Source organism: Clostridium sp. MCC345 (genome assembly GCF_018785345.1).
Taxonomy (GTDB): Bacteria; Bacillota; Clostridia; order Lachnospirales; family Anaerotignaceae; genus Anaerotignum_A; species Anaerotignum_A faecicola.
In genome coordinates, this window is the sequence record NZ_WQPP01000047.1 from 1 (window position 1) to 2,029 (window position 2,029).

Here is a 2,029-nt window from a genome sequence, read left to right on the forward strand (position 1 = left end):
ATAATTGTTATAGGCTTCCAAAAGTCTATTATGAAAGATTTCCTCTATCTGCTGTTCCTTATGGATACCCTCATAATAAGCAAATAAGGGTGCATCTGTTGCTTCCAAGAACTCCTCAAAAGTCAAAGGAAAAATATCTAATAAATTTACCATTCCAACCGGATATGATTTTGGCTTTGCAAGAAGCGTTCCCAGAAGGCTCCCTGCAGCAATAACATGGTACTCATTTGCCTTTTCTTTAAAGTATTTCAGCGCATTTAATGCCTCCGGACATTCTTGCACCTCATCAAATATGACCAGTGTATCTAATGGATGTATTTTTTCCCCGGCAATCATTGACAGCAGCTCTATAATACGCTGCGGATTTTTATTGGTTTCAAAAATTGATTTTAACTCATCTTCTTCATCAAAGTTGAAATATACAAAGCTCTTATAGTAATTTTTACCGAACTCTTTCATCAACCAAGTTTTCCCAACCTGTCTGGCTCCCTTTAAAACCATCGGCTTACGCTCATCACTTGATTTCCATGCTACTAATTTTTCCATAGCTGTTCTTTTCAAAGTATCCCCTCCTTTTTGTTAAGTCTAATATAACACTTTTTTTCAATGATTTCAATTATATTTATCACATTTTTTCAATCTTTATAAGTATAAAAAACACATTTTTCAAACTTTTTCATATCGTAAATATACATTTTATTTGTATATTAATTCACTATTACATTAACATCCTACTTTCCTGCAGCAATCTCTCCGGGACCGGCAAGTTTTGGATCAACACAAAATGCCGGATGTTTTGTTCCATCCTCGTCATACCACCATGCAGACGAATGAAGAACATTCTTCCCATCATACTGGATATCGTTGATGTCTTTTCCCTTTACTACTGTGATTTTTCTCGTTACACTACCTTCGCCTGCTGCTTGTGCAGTAAGTGGTGACTGAATAAAAGGCAGTGCAACTACCAGAGCAAGCAAAAGTGCAAGAAATCTTTTCTTTTTTTGCATACTTCTTCACCCTTTCTTTTTTTGCAAATAGAAAAGAGATACGATTTTTTTCGTATCTCTTTCGCTATAATGTTTTAAGTTTTTTATCTTGCAAAGATTTGAACCCAGTAACGACCATATTCACTATTGCTTTTATGGAGATAAGCCACCCCGATATAGTTATATTCAGGTCTTAAAATGTTTTTTCTATGACCCTCCGAATTCATCCAACCTTCTACCACATCAGCAGGTGTCATTCTTCCTCCAGCGATATTCTCTCCAATATAATCTCCATCAAACCCTGCTTCTTTTGCAGCTGTATTAAAAGAATTTCCATCTGGGCGAGTATGACCAAATACTTTAGAAATCTCTTTTGCTCTAACTTCCGCCGCTGATGTAAGTTCTTTATTTGCTTCTAAAGAACTCAACCCTGCTTTTTCCCTCTCTTTATTAACTAAACGAATTACTTCGTCAGCATAGCTACTTTCATCCGTAACAGCGGCTTCTTCCTGCTTTTGCTGTTCTTGCTGATTCTTGTTATTTTTCAAATTAGTTTCTTCCGATTCAGTTTGCAATCTTTTTGTATCACCTTCTCGGATATTAGCATATTCCAGCACATCACTGTATTTCGGGAACTGTTCTACAGGTTTTGTTGTGATTTGAACAGTTTGCGATGCACTATCCCATTTAATATCAGAATAAGTGCATTCAGCAATATCTCTGATACCAAGTAAGGTTCTGCCGTTAATTGTAGCAATCGGAACTGTCACAGGAGCTTCTTTGGTTTGATAGGGAGTTTTTCCATCAATACGGCTGCTTCTGGTTTGATGCTCAATATTGATATTGGTTTGATAGCCTGCCCAATAAGTATCAGATTTTTTAACGATATTTTTTAAGACAATATCGTGTTCCTGCTGAAACTGTCCATCTACTACTGTATTACCGTAATAAGTGAACCATTCAACATCCCAGCCCATTTTTTCTGCCACTGCTCTTACCGGAACCATAACACGCCCATTGATATTCACAGGCTGCTGGTCACC

3 protein-coding genes are annotated in these 2,029 nt (G+C 36.8%); all 3 read right to left on the reverse strand.

Annotated features, from left to right (window positions below; translation table 11 throughout):
- Positions 1–561, reverse strand: a 561-nt coding sequence (locus GPK49_RS09110) for an ATP-binding protein (RefSeq protein ID WP_215677555.1), incomplete at its 3' end; no start/stop codon positions are given.
- Positions 562–731: 170 nt separating this feature from the next.
- Positions 732–1,007, reverse strand: a complete 276-nt coding sequence (locus GPK49_RS09115; protein WP_215677557.1) for a hypothetical protein — start codon at positions 1,005–1,007, stop codon at positions 732–734.
- An 83-nt stretch (positions 1,008–1,090) separates the two neighbouring features.
- Positions 1,091–2,029: CAP domain-containing protein (locus GPK49_RS09120; RefSeq protein WP_215677559.1), on the reverse strand; the 939-nt coding region annotated here is incomplete at its 5' end.